Origin of the sequence: Arcobacter suis CECT 7833 (genome assembly GCF_003544815.1) — a bacterium.
In the GTDB taxonomy this organism is placed as follows: Bacteria; Campylobacterota; Campylobacteria; order Campylobacterales; family Arcobacteraceae; genus Aliarcobacter; species Aliarcobacter suis.
The window spans coordinates 2,397,254-2,416,363 of sequence record NZ_CP032100.1 but is presented as its reverse complement, the minus strand read 5'-3'; the positions used below and the strand labels follow the sequence as shown (position 1 = coordinate 2,416,363).

The following is a 19,110-nucleotide window of genomic DNA, read 5'->3' as shown; positions in this document are numbered from 1 at the left end:
CAAGCAAAGAGTAATTTTAATATTAAATTATATGGACAATGAATATAATAAACTACATAAAAATTATTGGAAATAAAATGTCGAATCAACAAAAATTGGAAAATTATTTAGTTGGAACTAATGGTTATTTAAAAAGTGATATTTCAAATGGTAAAGTTATTATGCTTTCTGGAAAATGGGGAAGTGGTAAAACTCACTTTTGGAAGAATATTATTGCAACTGAAATTTTTGAGAAAGAATTAAAAGAAAAAAGAAAGTCTTATGCTTATATTAGTTTATATGGGAAAAATACTATTGAATCAATACAAAATGATTTGCTTTATAATTCTTATGAATTTATTGCAAATCCAAATGAAAAAGTTTCAAAATTCTTTTCAGTATTTACTTATTATTCTCAATATTCTCCAGAAAAAATATCATCAGGTATCATAAAAGGAATAACAGATTTAAAAAATAAATTTGAATTTAAAAAAGCAGAATCTTATTTAAGTGATGGAGGAGTTATCTGTTTTGATGACTTTGAAAGAAAATCAAAGAACATAGATTTAAATGACTTATTCGGATTTATTACTCAATTAACTCAAAATTTTAATTGTAAAGTTGTAATTATTTTAAATGATGATGTGTTTGAAGGCGAAGAAAAAAAGATATTTTCAAATGTAAAAGAGAAATCTGTATCTAAGTTTTTAAAATATGAGCCAAGTATCAGAGACTTATTTAAATCAATAATTTTTGAAAAAGATAATAGTAATAACTTTAAATATTCAAAATTAAAAAAATATTTAAAAATCATTTTAAAAACTATCGAAGAAACACAAGAGTTAAATGCGAGAATTTATATTCAAGTTTTGGATAATTTAGTTGAATGGATTATTAGTGAAACAAAAGAATCTAAGATTGATATGTATATTCGTTATTTAATTAAATTAAATATAAATTTCATTATAAACCATAAAGTGATTAAACTTGAATTTAAAGATAAGTTTACTAGTTCTTCTAATTCATTTAAGAATCAAGAAATTTCAATGGTAATTGAATCAGTTAAAAGAGAATCTTCCTATCAAAAAGATTTTAATATTAAGAAACTTGGAATAGACAGTAAAGTTTTATCAGAAGAAGAAATTAAAAGTATATATTTTTCTATTAAATTACACTGCTGTTATTTTGAATCAATGGATATAAAAGTTATAAATAAAATCAACAACTTCATAGAATCAGGAATCCTAATAAATGAATAACATCTCAATCTTCGGAACTTCAAGTGACGCTGGAAAATCAACCATAACTTTTGTAATAGCAAAAATACTTCAAGACTTGGGTATTTCTGTTGCTCCTTTTAAAGCTCAAAATGTATCAAATAATTCTCATGTTTGTGATGATGGAAGTGAGATTGCTATTGCTCAGTATTTTCAAGCTGAGGTGTTGGGTGTGGAAACTTCTTATCATCTAAATCCAGTTTTATTAAAATCTGGTCGTGGAAGTTCAGCTTCACTTATAGTTGAGGGGAAAGTTGTAACTAACAAAGATGTTAGGGAATATTATAGGGATTTAGACCTACTTAAACCAGCTGTAAAGCGATGTTTTGATTATTTGGATGCAAAGTATGATTGTGTAGTTTGCGAGGGTGCAGGAAGTCCCGTAGAGTTAAATCTTATGGATAAAGATTTATCAAATATTTTTATAGCTACCCAATACAACACAAAAATCATTTTAGTAGCAGACATAGAAAAAGGTGGAGTTTTTGCTTCTATTTGGGGAGTTTACAATCTCTTGCCAGAGCATTTACGAAAAAATGTAATAGGTGTAATAGTAAATAAATTTAGAGGTGATTTAACTCTTTTTGATGAGGGAATTAGAATCATAGAAGAGGATTTTAAAATTCCAGTTTTGGGAGTTTTACCATATTTACCTTTTAATCTTGGATTTGAAGATAGTGCAAGTTTGAAAAACTTTGTTCAACAACCACGAAATAAAAAACTAGATATTGCAGTTATTGCATATCCATATATGAGTAATTACAACGATTTTGAGCCTTTGATTGCCGATGATGAGGTTTTTGTGGAGTTTGTGAGTTCAAATATTTCACTTGAAAAGTTTGATTTAGTGATTTTGCCAGGAAGTAAACTTGTAATCAAAGATTTAAAGTGGTTAAAAGAGACTGGACTTTTTGAGCAAATTAAAAACTACAAAAAAGATATTTGTGCCATTTGTGGTGGTTACGAAATGATGTTTGAAAATCTTGAAGATATTTATGCTTTAGAAAATGAAGAAGTTTCAAAAGAAGAGGGTTTTGCTTTTATTCCTGATATTATCACTTTTGAAAAAGAAAAAATCCTAGAGAAAAAATCTTATGACTTATTTGGTGAAAAAATTGATGGTTTTGAAATACATCATGGTATGTGTAAAAATTATCCTCTATCTTTTGAAAAACAAAATTTCAAAGGTACTTTTGTACATCAAATTTTTGATAACAATGAATTTAGAACAAAATATTTTAAATCAATAAAAAGTGATTATATTGGTTTTGATTTTCAAGAGTATAAGAAAAAAACAGTGGATAATTTTATCTCTACTTTAAAATCAAAACTAGATATAGAATATCTAATAAAAAGTATAAACTAAAGGTTTTTAGCCTTTTTGATTATACTTTTTATCATATTATTAAACACAAAATAGTGTAAAGGAATCAACGCATACCAATACAATCTTCCCAAAACTCCTTTTGGATAAAAGTAGGCTGATTGGATTAGTTTGTTATCTTTGATTTTGAACTCAAGCCAAGCAACTCCAGGAAGTTTCATTTGGGCATAAAGTAATAATCTTTCATCTTTTTGTAAATCCACAACTTTCCAAAAATCCAAACAATCGCTAATTCTTAAATCACATTGGCTTCTTCTTCCTCTTTTGAGTCCAACTCCACCAATTAATTTATCAATAATTCCTCTTAATTCCCATAAAAAATCAAAGTCAAACCAGCCATTTTCTCCGCCAATTCCTATAAATGATTGATAAACTTTTGAAGCTTCTATATTTGAAATATCAAGTTCTTTTCTATCTATAAAAACTGCTTTTGAGATTTCATTTTGAGCGTTTTTCTCCCAAACTCCATCACCTTTGTCATTCCATCTGCTGATAACTTGATTTGCTTCTATCTCTTTTATGGCGTTTGAAACAGCCTCTTCATAAGAGATAGGAATAATATTTGGGAAATATTTTTTTGCGTGGTCATTTTGAATTATTACTTCTGATTTAACTCCCTCAACCAAAGCTTTTGCAACGGCATAAGGAACGGGTGTAAAAAGATTTAGCCAATAAGAAGAGAGATTTATACTCATAAAAGGCAAAGTAATTAAAATTCTTTTAAGTCCTAAAACTTTTGCAGTTTTTAACATCATATTTTTATAACTTAATTGTTCACTTCCAATATCAACAATCAAGTTTTCTTTTACATCCAAATACAAAGAGATGTATAAATATGATAAAACATCACTTACAGCTATTGGTTGGGCTTTTGTATTTACCCATTTTGGAGTAGTCATAATAGGAAGTTTTTCTGTTAGATTTCTAATAATCTCAAAACTTGTACTTCCTGAACCTATGATTACACCAGCTCGAAGCCAAATAGTTTGAACATTTTTATTTGAGCTTAAAATTTCTCCCGTTTCTATTCGACTAAGTAAATGTTCACTTGTATTTTCATTTTTAACTCCCAAACCACCAAGATAAATGATTCTTTTAACTCCACACTCATTTGCTATATCCACAAAATTTTGAGCTGAGATTTTGTCTAGGTCTTTGTAATTTTCATTACTTAAAGAGTGAATCAAATAATAAGCAACTTCCACATCTTTTAGAGCTTCTTTTAAAGATTCTTTATTAAAAGTATCTCCTTCTATAACTTGAGCATTTTCATTCAAAGATGAAATACTTTTTTTATTTCTAACTAAAAGTTTTAACTCTATATTTTCATCATTTAATAGTTCCTGTTTTAATCTTCTTCCAATATATCCAGTTGAGCCTGTTAGTAGTACTTTCATTTTTGACTCCTTTTAATAAAGTAATGATACTATTTCGATAAGTTCATTATATCACTAAAAAAAAATTTAAAAATAGGGAAATTGTTCATTCGATGTTTTATGAAGTAGCTTTGATAGCATATATTATAGATATGGTTTTTTCAGAATTTCAAAAATTGAAGTTTTTGAAACATCCAATAATTTTTATGGGAGATTATATCTCTTGGTTTGAAAGAAAGTTTTATAAGGATTCTATATTTAGAGGATTCCTTTTAACTCTTTCTTTGGTTTTTATAGTTTTTTGTATTGTATATTTAATCTCTTTTATAAATAATATTTTTATTCAAGGCTTAATAGCCTCTTTTACACTTTCATCAAAAATGCTTTTTGATACTGTAAAAGATGTGGTTTCAAGTGATGAAATAGAGACTAAAAGATATAAAATTTCTATGCTAGTTAGTCGTGATACTTCAACTCTTACTAATAGCGATGTAAATAAAGCAGCCATTGAAACTTACGCTGAAAATTTAAGTGATGGAGTTATTGCACCACTTTTTTATCTTTTATGTTTTGGACTTGTTGGAGCTTTTGTTTATAAAGCCATAAATACCCTTGATTCTATGGTTGGATATAGAAATGCTAAATACGAAAAGTTTGGGAAGTTTAGTGCTAGACTTGATGATGTGGCAAACTATATACCAGCTCGAATAACTGCTTTGATAATAGCTTTTTTATTTTTTTCTAAAAAGGTTTTTTTAGAGTTTTACAAACATGGAAAAAAACACGAAAGTTTTAATGCAGGACTTCCCATATCAGCTTTTGCATTGGCTTTAAATGTTAAACTTGGCGGTCCTACTTCATATTTTGGAAAAATAAAAAATAAACCTTTTTTTGGAGATGGAAAAGAAAATATTGAAAATAGTGATGTTTTAAAGGCTTTAGAATTTAAAACAAGACTTGATATATTTATAATAATTGTATTAATTTTAGGAGTTTTAGTATGACTTATGAAGAGTGGTTTATTAAGCAAGGTAATCTTCATGCCAATGTAATGAAAAAATTAACAGATAAATCAATTGATGAAGTAATAGAGTATTTTAGATTTGAAAATATGGTAAAAAACGAACCAGATTTTTGTCCACTTTATAAAGATAATAAAAAATGCCATAATATGGAAGATTTAAACTGCTATTTTTGCGCCTGTCCAAATTTTAGATTTAAAGATGAAGGATTTGAAAAAACATCTGATGGAAAAACTCTATTTTCAGTTTGTAATATCAAGTCTAAAGATGGAAGTCAATATATTGGTGAGGATTATATTCATCAAAATTGTTCAGGCTGTATAGTGCCTCACAAAGAGAGATATATCAAAAAACATTTCAATACAAATTGGTTTGAAGTAATGAAAAATGTTCGATAGGTAAAAACTATTTCATCATATTTATGATGAAGTAGTTTCTTCCACCTTCATATTTATATTCTAGTTTATATCCATGTAAATTTACAATAGTTTTAACTATATAAAGTCCCAATCCAAAACCATCACTTCTTTTTTCTTCTTGAGAAAAAGCTTCTGTATAATATGAAAGTTCGTGATTTAGTTGTTCACCTAAAGAGATAATTTCTATTTTTTCTTTGTTCGCATCAATTATTGCTTTTTTATTTGGTGAAAATTTAATTGCATTATCTATTAAATTTTTTAAAGCAATAGGCATCATTGAGTTATCAACTTTGAAATCAAAATCTTCTATATTAGCTGTGATATTATTTGGATTTATCATCATAATTTCTAAAGTTCTAGTATAAATATTTAAAAAACTGTTTTCTTCTTTATAAATCATACTATTTTTAGAGGTTAGTTTTTCAACAGTTGCTAACTCTTTTATAATATCATCCATTCTTTTAAAAGCTCTTTGAAGATTTAATCTGGTCTTTTCATCTTCTAAAGTTTCAGCAATAAACATTGCTTTTGTAATTGGAGTTTTAAGTTCATGCATCATATTTCTCATAAATAAATCTTTTGATTTTGATTGATTATTTATGATATTTATAGCTTCATTAAAACTTTTTGCTATTGTTCCAACTTCATCGGTACTTGTATAGTTTAGTTTTATATCTTTGTTTCCATTTGAAAATTCAATTAGTTGTTTATTTAAAATTTTAAGAGGTTTTAATTTTCTTTTTAAAATTTCATACAAAATAAGGAAAGTTAAAATTGAAACCATAAATCCAGCAATTATAAATGCAATACTATAATTATGTCCATCAGAATCTTTTAACATCAAGTTATATCCATATTGTTGAACATAGATATAATAGTTATCATCATATTTATAAACTCTGTAAGTTCCTAAAAAATTTTGAGTTATTGTTAATTCTTGGGCATTTTTTATAATTTCTAGTTTTTTTTCTCTTTCTTCAATAGGTTTTACTTTGAATTTTCTAAAAAGAGCTATTAATGAATCTGTTGTTGGTTGATTTTGAAATGAACTTAAAAAATTTTCTGCAATTAACTCATATCTATTTTGTAAAGATATTTCATGTTTTTGTTGGTCGTAGTTTATAAACATTGCAAATGTTATAAAAATCGAGATAAAAGCTAATGAAAATATTATATTTACAAAAGTAGAAATAGAGATATTTTTTATCATATTAACTGATATCCAATACCTCTTACTGATTTTATGTGAGTGTTGTTTTCATCTATTTTTGCTAGTTTTGTTCTAATTCTTGAAATAATAACATCAATATTTTTTAAAGATGAATCATCTTCAATATTATCACTTGCATAAATAAAATCTTCTCTAGCAACAACTCCATGATTTCTTTGAATCAAAAGTTTTAAAATATCATATTCAGCAAGTGTCAGAGTTAATGCAATCCCTTGAAATAAGATTTGCATATCATCATCCCTTACTTCAAAAAGTGAATTTTGTTCAGGTTTTTTGGGTTCATTGTTTGAATCAACTCTTTTTAAAATAGTTTTGATTCTAGCTTGAAGTTCCCTTGGATTATAAGGTTTTGGAAGATAATCATCTGCACCTCGTTCTAGCCCCATAACTTTGTCCAAAATATCATCACGTGCAGAACTAATAATAATAGGAATATTAGATTTTTCTCTAATTTTCGGAATTAATTCTAAACCATCTATTTCAGGAAGTGTTAAATCCAAAATAATAAGTTTATAATCTTTATGAACATCAAGCATTGATAACCCATTATATGGGCTATCAGTATTTACTACTTCAATGTCAAATGATTTTAAATAATCTGTGATGATTTGAGCTAATTCTAAATCATCTTCTATCATAAGTACTTTAATAATGGGTTATCCTTTATTGAATGATAAATAAAATAGTTTGACCATATCTATTTACATACACTCTTTTATATTTATTTGCATATTTTTTTAATACAGCTTCAACATTTGCAAAGTTCTTTATTTCTGTATCTTCTATTTGAACTATAATATCTCCAGCTTGGAAACCAGCTTTTTCAGCCTTTGATTTTAGTTCAACATCTGAAATTAATATTCCTGTAACATCTGAAGATAATCTAAATTGCTTTTGTGTTTCACTATCAATTACACTTAATTTTAATCCACCAAGAAAAATAGTGTTATTTACTTGAGTAGGTGTAGTATCTAATAAAGTAGTTCTATCTCCTAAAACAATATTTAATTCAATATCTTTTCCATCTCTTTCAACTTGAATCTTTATTTTTTCATCAGGTTTAAATGCTGCAATAGTGTTTTGTAAAGAAGCTTTATCTTTTAAAACTTTACCATTTATTGCATAAATTAAGTCACCTCTTTTTAGACCACCTTTTGCTGCTGGTGTGTCAGCTGAAATATCTAAAACTAAAGTACCTTCTTTTCTTTTATAAACTTTTGAAGATTCATTATCTAAATCGGCAATTGCTACACCTAAATAACCTCTTGTTACTTTTCCATCAGCAACTAATTTTTCAACAACATCTTTTACCATTGCAACTGGAATTGCAAATCCAATACCATTATTTCCACCACCCTTTGAAATAATTGCAGTATTTATACCAATTAACGCACCTCTTGAATCAACTAACGCACCACCTGAATTTCCAGGGTTTATAGAAGCATCAGTTTGAATATAGTTTTCGTATCTATTAATTCCAACTTTGTTTTTATTAAGTGCTGAGATAATTCCTTGAGTTACTGTACTTCCAATACCAAAAGGATTTCCAATAGCAAATATAACATCTCCAACCAATAATGAGTTAGAATCAGCTAGTTTTATAGGTTTTAAAGCAATATTAGCTTCAATTTTAATAACAGCGATATCACTATCAGCATCTTTCCCAACAAGTTTCGCATTGTATTCTGTTGTTTCATCACCTATTGTTACTGTTATTTCTTCGGCATTTTCAATAACATGATTATTTGTAACAATATATCCATCTTTTGAAATAATAACACCAGAACCAAGTGATCTTTGAATTCTATTTTGTTTAAATTGATTTCCAAATTGATCTCCAAAAAATCTTTTGAAGAAAGGATCATTAAACATTTGTAAAGGAAGATTTTCAATTCCTTCATTTACATGTCTTTTAGCAGAAATATTTACAATAGAATGAACAGAATCTTTGATACTACTATTAAAAGATAAAATTTCGTTAGTTGAATTAGGAGAAACTCTAGTAGGATTTGAATCCACTACTTCAAAATCAATTGTTTTTGAAAACAATTGAGTAGCAATTAATGTAGAAATAAGTAGAAGTTTTTTCTTCACTTTGTATATCCTCTTTTTTTAATTTTATATATGACATTGTAAAGTATAAGCGTAAACTATTTTCCAATCAAAAGTTAATGTTTGGTTAATACTAACTAAGGTTTAAAACCTTAGTTAGAGTTATTATAAATCAGTTTTTAAAACAGCGCCGCTACTTGCGTTTGTAACTAAAGCTCTATATTGTCCTAACCAAGAAGAGTTAAGAGGTTTTTTTAGAGGAACAAATTCGTCTCTTCTTTGTGCAATCTCTTCAAATGTAAGATTTACAGATAAAATATATTGGTCAACATCAATATGAATTTCATCACCATCTCTTAATAATCCAATCATTCCACCCTCAGCAGCTTCAGGACTTACGTGACCAATAGATGCTCCTCTTGTAGCTCCTGAGAATCTTCCATCAGTAATAAGTGCAACTTTATCTCCAAGTCCCATTCCCATGATTAATGAAGTTGGTGCTAACATCTCTTGCATACCAGGACCACCTTTTGGACCTTCGTATCTGATTACTACAACATCACCAGCTTTTACTTTTCCACTAATGATTCCTTTAACAGCTTCAGGTTGTCCATCAAAACAAACAGCAGTTCCTGTAAATACTCTTGAACCTGTAATTCCAGCAGTTTTAATAACAGCACCTTGCTCTGCTAAATTTCCATAAAGAATCGCTAATCCACCAACTTGTGAATATGGATTATCAATAGTGTGAATAATATTTGTATCTTTGATGTAAGAATCTTTGATTTTTTCTAATACACTTTCCCCAGAGATTGTAAGGTTATCAGCTAAAATATCATCACCTCTTTTTGTCATCTCTTTCATAACTGCATTTACACCACCCGCTTTATTAATATCTTCCATGTGAACAGTTGATAAAGATGGAGAAATTTTTGCAATATGCGAAACTCTTTTAGAAATTTTATTAATATCTTCAAGATTAAAATTAACATGCGCTTCTTTTGCAATTGCTAACATATGTAAAACAGTATTTGAACTTCCACCCATTGCCATATCAACAGCAAAAGCATTTCTAACAGCATTTTCATTTAAAATATTTGTTAATTTATATTTTTCTCTTGCTTGCGCATCAAGTGCAATTTCACAAATTCTTCTAGCTGCTTGTCTATATAAAACTTCTCTTTCAGGCGTTAGTGCTAAAATAGTTCCATTTCCAGGAAGTGCAATTCCCATAGCTTCCATAAGTGTATTCATAGAGTTTGCAGTAAACATTCCAGAACATGAACCACCACTTGGACATGCATTACATTCAATATCTTTTAACTCTTCATCACTCATTTGTCCAGCTTCATGTTTTCCAACAGCTTCAAATGCAGTTGCTAAGTCAATTGGAGTTCCATCTTTTGTGTAACCTTTTTCCATTGGTCCACCACTTACAAAAATAGTTGGAACATTAACCCTTAAAGCTCCCATAATCATACCTGGAACAATTTTATCACAGTTTGGAATAGCAATCATTGCATCTAGTTTATGTGCATTCATTACTGTTTCAATAGAATTTGCAATTAATTCTCTTGATGGAAGTGAAAATAACATCCCATCATGTCCCATCGCAATTCCATCATCAACACCAATAGTATTAAATTCAAATGGAACACAACCATTTGCTCTAATTTCTTCTTTTATGATTGCTGATACTTTATCTAAAAAAAAGTGTCCAGGAATTAACTCAATAAAAGAGTTTGCAACACCAATAAATGGTTTATCAAAATCTTCATCTTTAAGTCCTGTTGCTCTTAATAATGACCTGTGTGGAGTTCTATCAAATCCTTTTTTTACTTCATCACTTCTCAATTTTAATCCTTTAAATATGCATAAATTATATGTCTAGATTATACATTTATTGCTGTTCAATTTTAATTAAAATAGAAGATTATTTTAAAATTTTAGAATTCTTTAGAAAATATCTTGACAAATAAAAAAAAACCTATTATAATTCCAGTCCAATTTGAGTATAAGATACTTGAAATTGACTTACCAAATGTGCGAGTGTGGCGGAATAGGTAGACGCGCGGGACTTAAAATCCCGTTCCGGTTTCGGAGTGTGAGTTCGATTCTCACCATTCGCACCATAATATATGTGTAGAGAGTTGACAGAGTTGGTCGATTGTACCGGTTTTGAAAACCGGCGAGGTGAAAGCCTCCGAGGGTTCGAATCCCTTGCTCTCTGCCACTATAACTAAAAATAATCATCTAATCTTTTTCAGTTTTAAATGATTTATCTAAAGACTATACATTTTTGTTGGAGGTATAGCAAAGCTGGTAATGCCTCGGATTGCAAATCCGACATGCGTTGGTTCGAGTCCGACTACCTCCTCCACTTTTTAATATCATACAATTTAATCCAAATCAATCATCTCCAGAGTTAATTACTAAATCTTTAATATCACAAATATAATTTAAATATTGCTGTAAAAAGATATAAAGTTTTGAATATGTAAGAGAATAAGGATGAAATCCTTATTCTTTAAGTTGTAGTTATATTTTATTTTTATCTTGTTTATTTTCTCTAACAGAGTGAATAAATGCAATAGCAATTGGAATAATTGCAAAAGCAATTATTAAGCCATGAGGTAAATGCATGAATATTTGAACAATCATACTTATAGCTAAAAGTCCTACAGACCACATTGCTCCATGTTCTAAATATTTGTATTCAGCAACAGTTCCTCTATCAACCATTAAGATTGTAAGATTCCTAACAGCAAATGCACCAGCACCTAGACCTAGCATAATAATAACGATATTTTGACTAACTGCAAAAGCTCCTAAAACACCATCAAAAGAGAAAGACATATCAATAAGCTCTAAATAAATAAATGATGCGAATCCACCTTTTGCAAGCTTAGAATTAACAACATGTTCTATTTTTTCTCTTTCACTTTCCATACTAGTTGAATCATGTTTTGTTCCATCATCTTCTAAAATGCCTCTTAGAAATTCAATACAAAGATATAATAAAATACCATAAATCATAGGTAAAATAATTTCTCCTTTATCAATATTTTTCACAACATCATCTATTAATATATGAGAAGGAGCATAAAATCCAATTACTGCTACAGTTAATATTGCAATTAATATTTTTAAATTACCAATACTTGACCATCTAGAAGCATATTTTTCAATTACTGCAATCCAGTGCACATCTTTATTTTCGTTAAATAAAAATGATAAAAATATCATTAATAAAAATATTCCACCAAATGCCATAACTATATGATGTGAAGCAAGGATTACTTTTTCATATTCAGCAGGATTGTTTACAGCAAGACTAAATGATTCTACAAAACTTAAATCAGTTGTTGCGAAAACTATTAAAATTGGGAAAACTAATCTTACTCCAAATACGGCAATTAACATACCCCAAGTAAGGAATCTTCTCCTCCAAATAGGAGGCATATTTGCTAAAATTAATGCATTAATAACTGCATTATCAAAAGATAAACTTAATTCTAAAATTGTAAGAGTTGTTCCTTGAACAACACCTAATATTCCCATATAAAATAGTTCAATAATTACTGATACACCAAAAAATAAGAAGAAAGTATTAAAGTAACTTAATGTTGATTTTTGTTTGATTTGTTCGACCATGAATTTATCCTGATTTGTTAAATAAGTTGGAATCTTATCAGCAATAAACTAAATTTATGATTTCAACACAATTTATATACAATTATTTTGGTATTATTCCAACATTGTTTTTTATAAAACAAAATAAAAATTATTTATTAAAAAAAGGACGCAATCCATGAAAAAAATTTTATTAGGAACAGCTGTAGCATTAGCTTTATTAACAGGTTGTACAGAAGAGAAAAAACCAGCTACTGAAACTCCTGTAGCTCAAGAAGTAAAAAAAGATGAAGTTGCACCAACAACTCCAGCAACTCAAGAAGTAAAAAAAGATGAAACAACTCCTGTTACTGCTACAGAAGAAGTAAAAAAAGATGAAACTGCTCCAGTTCAAACTGAAGAGAAAAAAGAAGAAACTAAATAATTCTACTATTCCGTGTTAATTTAATTAGCACGGAACTTTTATAAAAAAACTCCATTTACAAAATAATATCTAATCAAATAAAAAGAACATAAAAATACAAAGATTGAATTAAATAAAATAGAATATTTAAAAATATTATCTAAATTTTTATTTGTGAATTTTGGCACAATGAAACTAGCGATTGCAAAAAAAGTTCCTAAAAATAGAGTTGTCCAAATAAAATATCCTACAAAGTTATATTCTTTTTGAAGCATACAAAATGGACATTGGTGTGTTGGTAATTCATAAACATAAGTTGAAAAGAAATAAGTAACAGCATAATAAGCGATGTATAAAAAGAATAAATTAACTACAAAATTTGTAAATTTTTGTTTTTGAATATTTGTAAAAATGCTTAATATATAAATCAAATAAAACAGACCAACAAGCATTGGAACTGATAAATCAAAAGGTATTTTACTTCCAGTTGAATTAACTCCAAAAATGACTGAACAACACATTACAGGTTCTTTTGTTGAAATATTTGATAAATATAAAATATCAAGAGTTGTTTCAATTAAAATAAGAGCAAAAATAAAAATATAAAAAACAAATTTCTTTTTTGTATATGGATATGTTTTTTCTTTTAAATCTAAACTATTAATAATCAACCAAATACCAATACAAAAAACAATTATAAGTTTTAAGCTGAGTAAAATTTCACCATAACTATTTGCTTTGATAACTCCAGCTGCACACATCGCTCCTGGAATTATATGTGACAAATTATCAATGCTGTATGTGAAGTAGGGCATTAAAAATATTTTTACAATAAGTGCAAAAAAGATTATAAGTATTACTAAATATGAAGTTTTCTCAAGTTTATATTGAGCTGATGTAGTTTTTTCATAATTCCAATTTTTTATTATAAAAATAGAAAAATAAAAAGCTATAAAAAGTAAAATAAATAGAATAATCTGAGTAAATAAATAGATAATTATTTCATTTGATAGAAGTATTTCACTCACAAATTGTTCCATTTTTTATATTTATTATTTTATCTACAAAATCAAGATTATCGAATATTGGGTCGTGGGTTGCAACAATTATTGTTTTATTTAGACTTTTTAGTAATTTTAAACTCTCAATAAAAATAAGAGAATTATCATAATCCAAATTTGCAGTTGGCTCATCACAAAGAATAATTTCAGGATTGTTTACAATTGCCCTTGCAATTGCACATCTTTGTTTTTCCCCACCTGAAAGATTATAAACTAACTCATCTTTTTTATGTTGAATATTTGCTAATTCCAAAGCTTTTAAAACCATTTCATCTATTTGTTTTTGATTAAATCCAAGAGGAATTAAGGCAATTGAAACATTATCTTTTACACTTAAAGTATCGAATAAATTATATGATTGAAAAATAAAACCAAGTTTTTTTGCTCTAAAATTTGAGGCGTGTAAATCAGGAAGTTTCGCAATATTTTCATTTTCAACAACTATACTTCCACTTGTTGGTTTTAATAAAGTTCCAATAATAGATAAAAGCGTAGATTTTCCACTTCCACTTATTCCTTTTAAAATAATACATGAAGAGTTTTTGATTTCCAAATTGATATTTTTTAAAGCGTGAAACTCTCTTTTTGTATTTTCATTAAAGATTTTATTTAAGTTTTCTATTTTTATCATTTCATACTCTCATTTGCATCAATTACTGCAATTTTCCAAACGGGAATTAAAACTGCACTTAAAAAAGGAATTATAAAAAATAAAAATAGGGTAACTATTGTTGTAAATTCAATGTTAGCACTTAAAATAAAATCATTTTGAACATTTGAAAAACCAATAAAAATATTTTTTAAAATAGGTGCATTTAAAATAAACACAAAAATATAAGCAATAATAACTCCAATAATAAAAGCCATGAATCCCACAATAAAATTTTCAATAATTTTTAGTTTGATAATATCTTTTATACTCCAACCAACAGCTTTTAAAATACCAATCTCTTTTTTATCACTTGAACTAATCATGGAATATCTTTGGTATAAAATCAAAACAAATGTAAAAATTACTACGATAAATAAAACTAAAAAAATTCCACCTTTGTAGTTGAACATATTTTCATACTCTTTTTTTAGACTCTCTTTTTGTAAAATTCTAATATTTGAGTGTTTTAAAATCAGTTGTTCTTTTATGTTTTGTTTTTCCAAATCATTTGGAACATTTAAAACTATATCAGTTGAATATTCCTCATCTATATTTAAAATCTTTTTTGCAAGATTTATATCCATGATTATCAAATCATTTGCAACTAAATTTGCTTCTTTGGGTAAATCTTTGAATATTTTTACATTTAAAGATTGTTTATCTAAAAGTTTAAAATCATAAGAATCAAAATAGTGATATTTATCAAATATTTTTTTAATTCCATTTCCAATAATCATAGAATCATTTTCTAAAAAGTTTGAGATATTTAGAACACTTAAAAGCTCTTTTATATTTTTGTTTGTATTTTCTTCAAATAAATCAACACCAACAATTGTGAAATAAACATTTTCAGGCATAAAATAATATAAGCCATAAACCCTTTGTTGAACATTTTTTACACCATTTATTGAAGAGAAATCATCAATCCATGATATTGGAGCATCAAAAATTTTCCCATTATTTGTTTTCTGGATTATAAAATCACTTTGATTATTTAAAGTAGAAAAAATCTCTTTTTTTAAACTGTTTGAGATAAAAAGTACTGAAGAAACCATAAATACGATTAAAATAGAAATAATAAAAATTGCAATATGTTTTGATTTATGTTTGATTAGTAAAAGAAATAAGAAATTAAAAAACACACTATTTTTCATAAACAAAATCCAAATAGTTTATTTGTAAATTGATAAAAAAGTTTTTATTTGAGAAATCGTTTTGTTCTTTTATTTTTGAATCATATATATTATTTGAAAAACTTAAATTAGAAAGTTTAGAAATAGTACTAACTTTTGTTGAATAATCAATTTTATTGTTTAATTTTGAGTGAAAAAAAACAAAAAAAACAAAAGTTAAAATAAAAAAAGTTATAAAAAAAATGAATTTTTTTGTTAAAATTGTAATAGTAAACTCCTCTTAGAACTTGTGTATTCTATCTTCTTTTAGTTAATTTTCAGTTAAACAAATAATCTTAAAAAGTAATTTAATTATATTATTAATGATTATTATTAATGATTAAAAGTCCTTAAAATAGGCATTTAAGTGTTATCTAAGTAATAATATATGTAAAAAAGTATATAATTGCGCGAATATTTAAGGAGAAACTATGCCAAACAAACAGCAAATTGATGAGTTAAAAGTAATTTTACTTGAAAGAAAAGAAAATATTTTATCAAATATTAATAACAGTAGAGCAAATATTGATCAATTAAAAGAACAAGAAATTAATGATGAATTAGATTATGCTGAGTTAGTAAGTGATTCTTTTACAGAAGGAATGATAGCAAATCATCAACTTGATGAGTTAAGACAAATAGAAGAATCTCTTAAAAAAATAGATGCTGGAACTTATGGGATTTGTGATATGTGTGGAGTTGTTATTCCATTAGGAAGATTAAAAGCTAAACCATTTGCTAAGTTTTGTACAGAGTGTAGAACTGTTTATGAAAATGAATTTATAAAAAGAGCTAAGAATTGATAAAAAGAGTTTATCCTAAGAATGATAAAACTTTAAATTTCAAATTTGTTCAAAATGAAGAGGATTTTATAGTTGAAGAACAACCTATAAAATTTTCTGGTGCAGGTAGTTTTTTAGTTTTAAAAATTGAAAAAAATAACTGCGATACCTGGGAATTAATCGATAGATTAGCAAAATTCCTAAATGTTTTTTCCAATGAGATTGGTTATGCTGGTCTTAAAGATAAACGAGCCACAACAACTCAATACATTACTATCCCTAAAAAATATTCTAAAGAAATAAAACTTTTTAAAAATAAAAAGATTGAAATTATAGATACTTTTTTACATAATGAAAAACTAAATATTGGTGATTTAGAAGGAAATAGATTTAAAATCAACCTTCATAATGTTGAAGTAACGGATATAAATCATATTCAAAAAATCATAAAACTTATAGTCAAAGAAGGAATGCCAAACTATTTTGGTTATCAAAGATTTGGAAAAGAAGTAGTTGATAATCTTGCAAAAGCAAAAGATGTAGTTTATGGTGAAGAGATAGTAAAAGATAAAAAGTTATCAAAAATGCTTATTGCTGCTTATCAAAGTAGTTTTTTTAATGCTTGGTTAGTTGAGCGATTAAGCTTATCAAATGATGAGTTTAAACTTTTAAATGGAGATATCTTTTTTGATTTGCAAAATAATAAATTATTTACTCCAAAGGCTATAACTGCAAATATATTAAATGATTTTCATAATTTTAAAATAACTCCAACTGGATTACTTCCAGGAAGAAAGGTTTTCAAAGCAATGGGTGAAGCTGCTTTAATTGAGCAAAAATATGATGATTTATATATTCAAGAAAAAGGTTATAGAAGAGAAGCTATGGTTTTCCCAAGAGATATAAGCTGTAAATATGATGCAACTAAAAAGGTGTGTAGTTTAGATTTCATTCTTCCTAAAGGCTCTTATGCAACAGTTTTAGTTGAATATTTAGCTAATAAGAATTTCTCTTAAAATTATATTTTAGGAATAAAAAAAGGGATATTTGGTTTTTCCAAATATCCCTTTTTTATTCTAGAATTTTTAGTTATGGAAGAGTTATATATTTTGAATCAAAATATATTTTATTTCCAATTGCTATCATTCTTTCTTCATTATCAAAGCTGAATTTATAAATTCTATCATCAGTAAAGTCTTGATTTAAGTTTATTAAGTAACCTTGTGATTCAACCGCATATAATGAATCAGAAAATCCTAAAGCATGAACTTTTGCATATTTATATTTTTTCTTTGCAACTTCAGCTAAGCTTGGAGTTAATTTTATGATTTGACCATCGATAGTTGCAATATAAACATCTTCTTTATTTACAATAATATCTCTTAGATCATACTCTTTTGCAATAATTTCTTTTGGAGAAATTGATACAACTTTATTTGGACTAGCAACTATTAATGTTTGAGAACTTTCAATTACATTTAATGAAATTATATTATTAAATTCACTATCTGGATCAACTGAAATATTTCTAATTGATTCATTTGTTAATGCTGAAACAATAATAACTTTTCCATTTAATGTAGGGAAAAGTATTAAATTTCCCATAAAATGAGGATTTGTAATTCTTGTATCATTTGCTAAAGATGCTGGTAAATACTCTTTAAATAAAGTTTTATTTGTTTTAATATCAATTAACTCAATTGTATTACTTGAGTAAACCAAAGCTAATTTATTATCTTTTAAAGATGCGGCAACTACAACATCTTTTACAACTCTTTCTTCACTACCAATTAATATTTTATTAATATAGTTTGTAGCGATAATTTTTCCATCAGCACTTACATTTAAAAAGTCAAAATTTTCTGGTAATTCAAAAGATGAAATTCCATCTACTGTGATAACTTTTTTATCTTCTAGTGTTGCACCAATTTTATTCATCGATGTAATTGATGAAGACATAGATTCTTTATTTAATTCTATATTACTGCTTACATCTTCAGGTTCGAAATACTTTTTCCCTGAACAAGCTGTAAATAAAAATATTGCTGATAATGAAATTAAAAAATATCTCATGTTTTTCCTTATTTTGTAAGTAGATAGTGGTTTAGTAATTTAGCCAATTCAAAAGCTTTTGAAGTTTCTGGAATCAATGCTAGTGTTGTTTTTGCTTCATTAAATTTTCCTTCATTTGTTAAAAGAAGTGCTTTATTGAAAATAGCAAATTCTTTTAATAAAAAATCATTTTGCATAGATAAATTATCTAATTCAGCAATATTTTTATCTGCTAACGCGGTTTGATATTTTGATAACTCTTTTAATAAAGGAACACTTATTTGTGTTGCTTTAGCTTCTTTTTTTGCTTGTAAAAAAATAGCAATATCGTAAAGTTGAGGATTTTTATCTTTTAAAATAGCTAGTGCTTGAGCATCATCACTATTTTCTAAAACTTTATTGAAAGCAATATTTGCTTCAAATTTATTTGATTGTGCTATGTTATCTTTTATAAAAAAACTGATAATTCCTACTATAATAACTGCCACAAATGCAAAGATTAATGTTTTATATTTTTTAAAAAACCTTTCACCTTTTACGAAATTTTCTAAAAATTTCTCTTCGCTACTTAGCTCTGTTTTAACATAATCAACATTTTCTTTTATACTCATTTTA

The 19,110-nt window shown here is 26.8% G+C and carries 18 protein-coding genes and 3 tRNA genes; 10 read left to right on the top strand and 11 right to left on the bottom strand.

Features of this window, described 5'->3' with window-relative positions; genetic code table 11:
* Window positions 1–77 precede the first annotated feature (77 nt).
* Together ASUIS_RS12410 and ASUIS_RS12405 are read left to right on the top strand one after the other, a co-directional pair.
* Window positions 78–1,238 carry a P-loop NTPase fold protein gene (locus ASUIS_RS12410; RefSeq protein ID WP_118887393.1) on the top strand — a complete coding sequence of 387 codons (1,161 nt, stop codon included), beginning with the start codon at window positions 78–80 and terminating at the stop codon, window positions 1,236–1,238.
* On the top strand, window positions 1,231–2,622 hold the full coding sequence (locus tag ASUIS_RS12405) for a cobyric acid synthase (protein WP_118887392.1): 1,392 nt from the start codon (window positions 1,231–1,233) through the stop codon (window positions 2,620–2,622). The genes ASUIS_RS12410 and ASUIS_RS12405 overlap by 8 nt, the downstream gene beginning before the upstream one ends.
* Here the strand turns inward: ASUIS_RS12405 and ASUIS_RS12400 are convergent.
* Window positions 2,619–4,037: an SDR family oxidoreductase gene (locus ASUIS_RS12400; RefSeq protein ID WP_118887391.1), complete on the bottom strand. Its 1,419-nt coding sequence runs from the start codon at window positions 4,035–4,037 to the stop codon at window positions 2,619–2,621. The genes ASUIS_RS12405 and ASUIS_RS12400 overlap by 4 nt on opposite strands.
* A gap of 92 nt (window positions 4,038–4,129) precedes the next feature.
* Here ASUIS_RS12400 and cbiB point away from each other — a divergent pair, with 92 nt between their 5' ends.
* Window positions 4,130–5,020 carry an adenosylcobinamide-phosphate synthase CbiB gene (cbiB, locus tag ASUIS_RS12395; RefSeq protein WP_118887390.1) on the top strand — a complete coding sequence of 297 codons (891 nt, stop codon included), beginning with the start codon at window positions 4,130–4,132 and terminating at the stop codon, window positions 5,018–5,020.
* Window positions 5,017–5,436: a hypothetical protein gene (locus tag ASUIS_RS12390; RefSeq protein ID WP_118887389.1), complete on the top strand. Its 420-nt coding sequence runs from the start codon at window positions 5,017–5,019 to the stop codon at window positions 5,434–5,436. The genes cbiB and ASUIS_RS12390 overlap by 4 nt, the downstream gene beginning before the upstream one ends.
* 7 nt (window positions 5,437–5,443) lie before the next feature.
* Here the strand turns inward: ASUIS_RS12390 and ASUIS_RS12385 are convergent, their stop codons facing one another.
* The 4 genes from ASUIS_RS12385 to ilvD form a co-directional block, all read right to left on the bottom strand.
* On the bottom strand, window positions 5,444–6,667 hold the full coding sequence (locus ASUIS_RS12385) for an ArsS family sensor histidine kinase (RefSeq protein ID WP_118887388.1): 1,224 nt from the start codon (window positions 6,665–6,667) through the stop codon (window positions 5,444–5,446).
* Complete coding sequence (locus ASUIS_RS12380; protein ID WP_226800026.1) at window positions 6,664–7,341, bottom strand: response regulator transcription factor; 678 nt, start codon at window positions 7,339–7,341, stop codon at window positions 6,664–6,666. Before ASUIS_RS12380 ends, ASUIS_RS12385 begins: the two co-directional genes overlap by 4 nt.
* Before the next feature lie 10 nt (window positions 7,342–7,351).
* Window positions 7,352–8,782 (bottom strand): Do family serine endopeptidase, encoded by a 1,431-nt coding sequence (locus tag ASUIS_RS12375; protein ID WP_118887386.1) that lies wholly within the window; start codon window positions 8,780–8,782, stop codon window positions 7,352–7,354.
* 123 nt (window positions 8,783–8,905) lie between these two features.
* Window positions 8,906–10,594: a dihydroxy-acid dehydratase gene (gene ilvD / locus ASUIS_RS12370; RefSeq protein WP_118887385.1), complete on the bottom strand. Its 1,689-nt coding sequence runs from the start codon at window positions 10,592–10,594 to the stop codon at window positions 8,906–8,908.
* 191 nt (window positions 10,595–10,785) lie between these two features.
* Here ilvD and ASUIS_RS12365 point away from each other — a divergent pair.
* The 3 genes from ASUIS_RS12365 to ASUIS_RS12355 all read left to right on the top strand — a co-directional run bounded on the left by ASUIS_RS12365 (window position 10,786) and on the right by ASUIS_RS12355 (window position 11,120).
* Window positions 10,786–10,872, top strand: a tRNA-Leu gene (locus ASUIS_RS12365).
* 12 nt (window positions 10,873–10,884) lie between these two features.
* Window positions 10,885–10,973: transfer RNA gene (locus tag ASUIS_RS12360), tRNA-Ser, on the top strand.
* A 71-nt stretch (window positions 10,974–11,044) separates the two neighbouring features.
* Window positions 11,045–11,120 (top strand) — tRNA-Cys (locus ASUIS_RS12355).
* Between the two features lie 158 nt (window positions 11,121–11,278).
* On the opposite strand, the gene ASUIS_RS12350 is transcribed toward ASUIS_RS12355, so the two are convergent.
* The gene (locus tag ASUIS_RS12350) at window positions 11,279–12,394 is read right to left on the bottom strand and encodes a DUF475 domain-containing protein (RefSeq protein WP_192894431.1); all 1,116 of its coding nucleotides are present in this window, start codon (window positions 12,392–12,394) and stop codon (window positions 11,279–11,281) included.
* A gap of 157 nt (window positions 12,395–12,551) precedes the next feature.
* On the opposite strand from ASUIS_RS12350, the gene ASUIS_RS12345 reads away from it, so the two are divergent.
* Window positions 12,552–12,797: a membrane lipoprotein lipid attachment site-containing protein gene (locus ASUIS_RS12345; RefSeq protein WP_118887384.1), complete on the top strand. Its 246-nt coding sequence runs from the start codon at window positions 12,552–12,554 to the stop codon at window positions 12,795–12,797.
* 38 nt (window positions 12,798–12,835) lie between these two features.
* Here ASUIS_RS12345 and ASUIS_RS12340 read toward each other — a convergent pair whose 3' ends face one another.
* Genes ASUIS_RS12340 through ASUIS_RS12330 form a run of 3 tightly spaced genes read right to left on the bottom strand, consistent with a single transcriptional unit; the run spans window position 12,836 to window position 15,643 of the window.
* Window positions 12,836–13,804 carry a hypothetical protein gene (locus ASUIS_RS12340; RefSeq protein WP_226799919.1) on the bottom strand — a complete coding sequence of 323 codons (969 nt, stop codon included), beginning with the start codon at window positions 13,802–13,804 and terminating at the stop codon, window positions 12,836–12,838.
* Window positions 13,797–14,468, bottom strand: a complete 672-nt coding sequence (locus ASUIS_RS12335) for an ABC transporter ATP-binding protein (protein ID WP_118887382.1) — start codon at window positions 14,466–14,468, stop codon at window positions 13,797–13,799. The genes ASUIS_RS12340 and ASUIS_RS12335 overlap by 8 nt, the downstream gene beginning before the upstream one ends.
* A complete protein-coding gene (locus ASUIS_RS12330; protein ID WP_118887381.1) occupies window positions 14,465–15,643 on the bottom strand; it encodes an ABC transporter permease in 1,179 nt (392 codons plus the stop codon). Before ASUIS_RS12330 ends, ASUIS_RS12335 begins: the two co-directional genes overlap by 4 nt.
* A gap of 449 nt (window positions 15,644–16,092) precedes the next feature.
* Here ASUIS_RS12330 and dksA point away from each other — a divergent pair, with 449 nt between their 5' ends.
* On the top strand, window positions 16,093–16,464 hold the full coding sequence (dksA, locus tag ASUIS_RS12325; RefSeq protein ID WP_118887380.1) for an RNA polymerase-binding protein DksA: 372 nt from the start codon (window positions 16,093–16,095) through the stop codon (window positions 16,462–16,464).
* Complete coding sequence (locus ASUIS_RS12320; protein ID WP_118887379.1) at window positions 16,461–17,459, top strand: tRNA pseudouridine(13) synthase TruD; 999 nt, start codon at window positions 16,461–16,463, stop codon at window positions 17,457–17,459. Before dksA ends, ASUIS_RS12320 begins: the two co-directional genes overlap by 4 nt.
* A 73-nt stretch (window positions 17,460–17,532) precedes the next feature.
* On the opposite strand, the gene ASUIS_RS12315 is transcribed toward ASUIS_RS12320, so the two are convergent.
* Together ASUIS_RS12315 and ASUIS_RS12310 are read right to left on the bottom strand one after the other, a co-directional pair.
* Window positions 17,533–18,516 carry a hypothetical protein gene (locus ASUIS_RS12315; RefSeq protein ID WP_118887378.1) on the bottom strand — a complete coding sequence of 328 codons (984 nt, stop codon included), beginning with the start codon at window positions 18,514–18,516 and terminating at the stop codon, window positions 17,533–17,535.
* 8 nt (window positions 18,517–18,524) lie between these two features.
* On the bottom strand, window positions 18,525–19,106 hold the full coding sequence (locus tag ASUIS_RS12310) for a hypothetical protein (RefSeq protein WP_118887377.1): 582 nt from the start codon (window positions 19,104–19,106) through the stop codon (window positions 18,525–18,527).
* Between the last annotated feature and the right edge of the window lie 4 nt (window positions 19,107–19,110).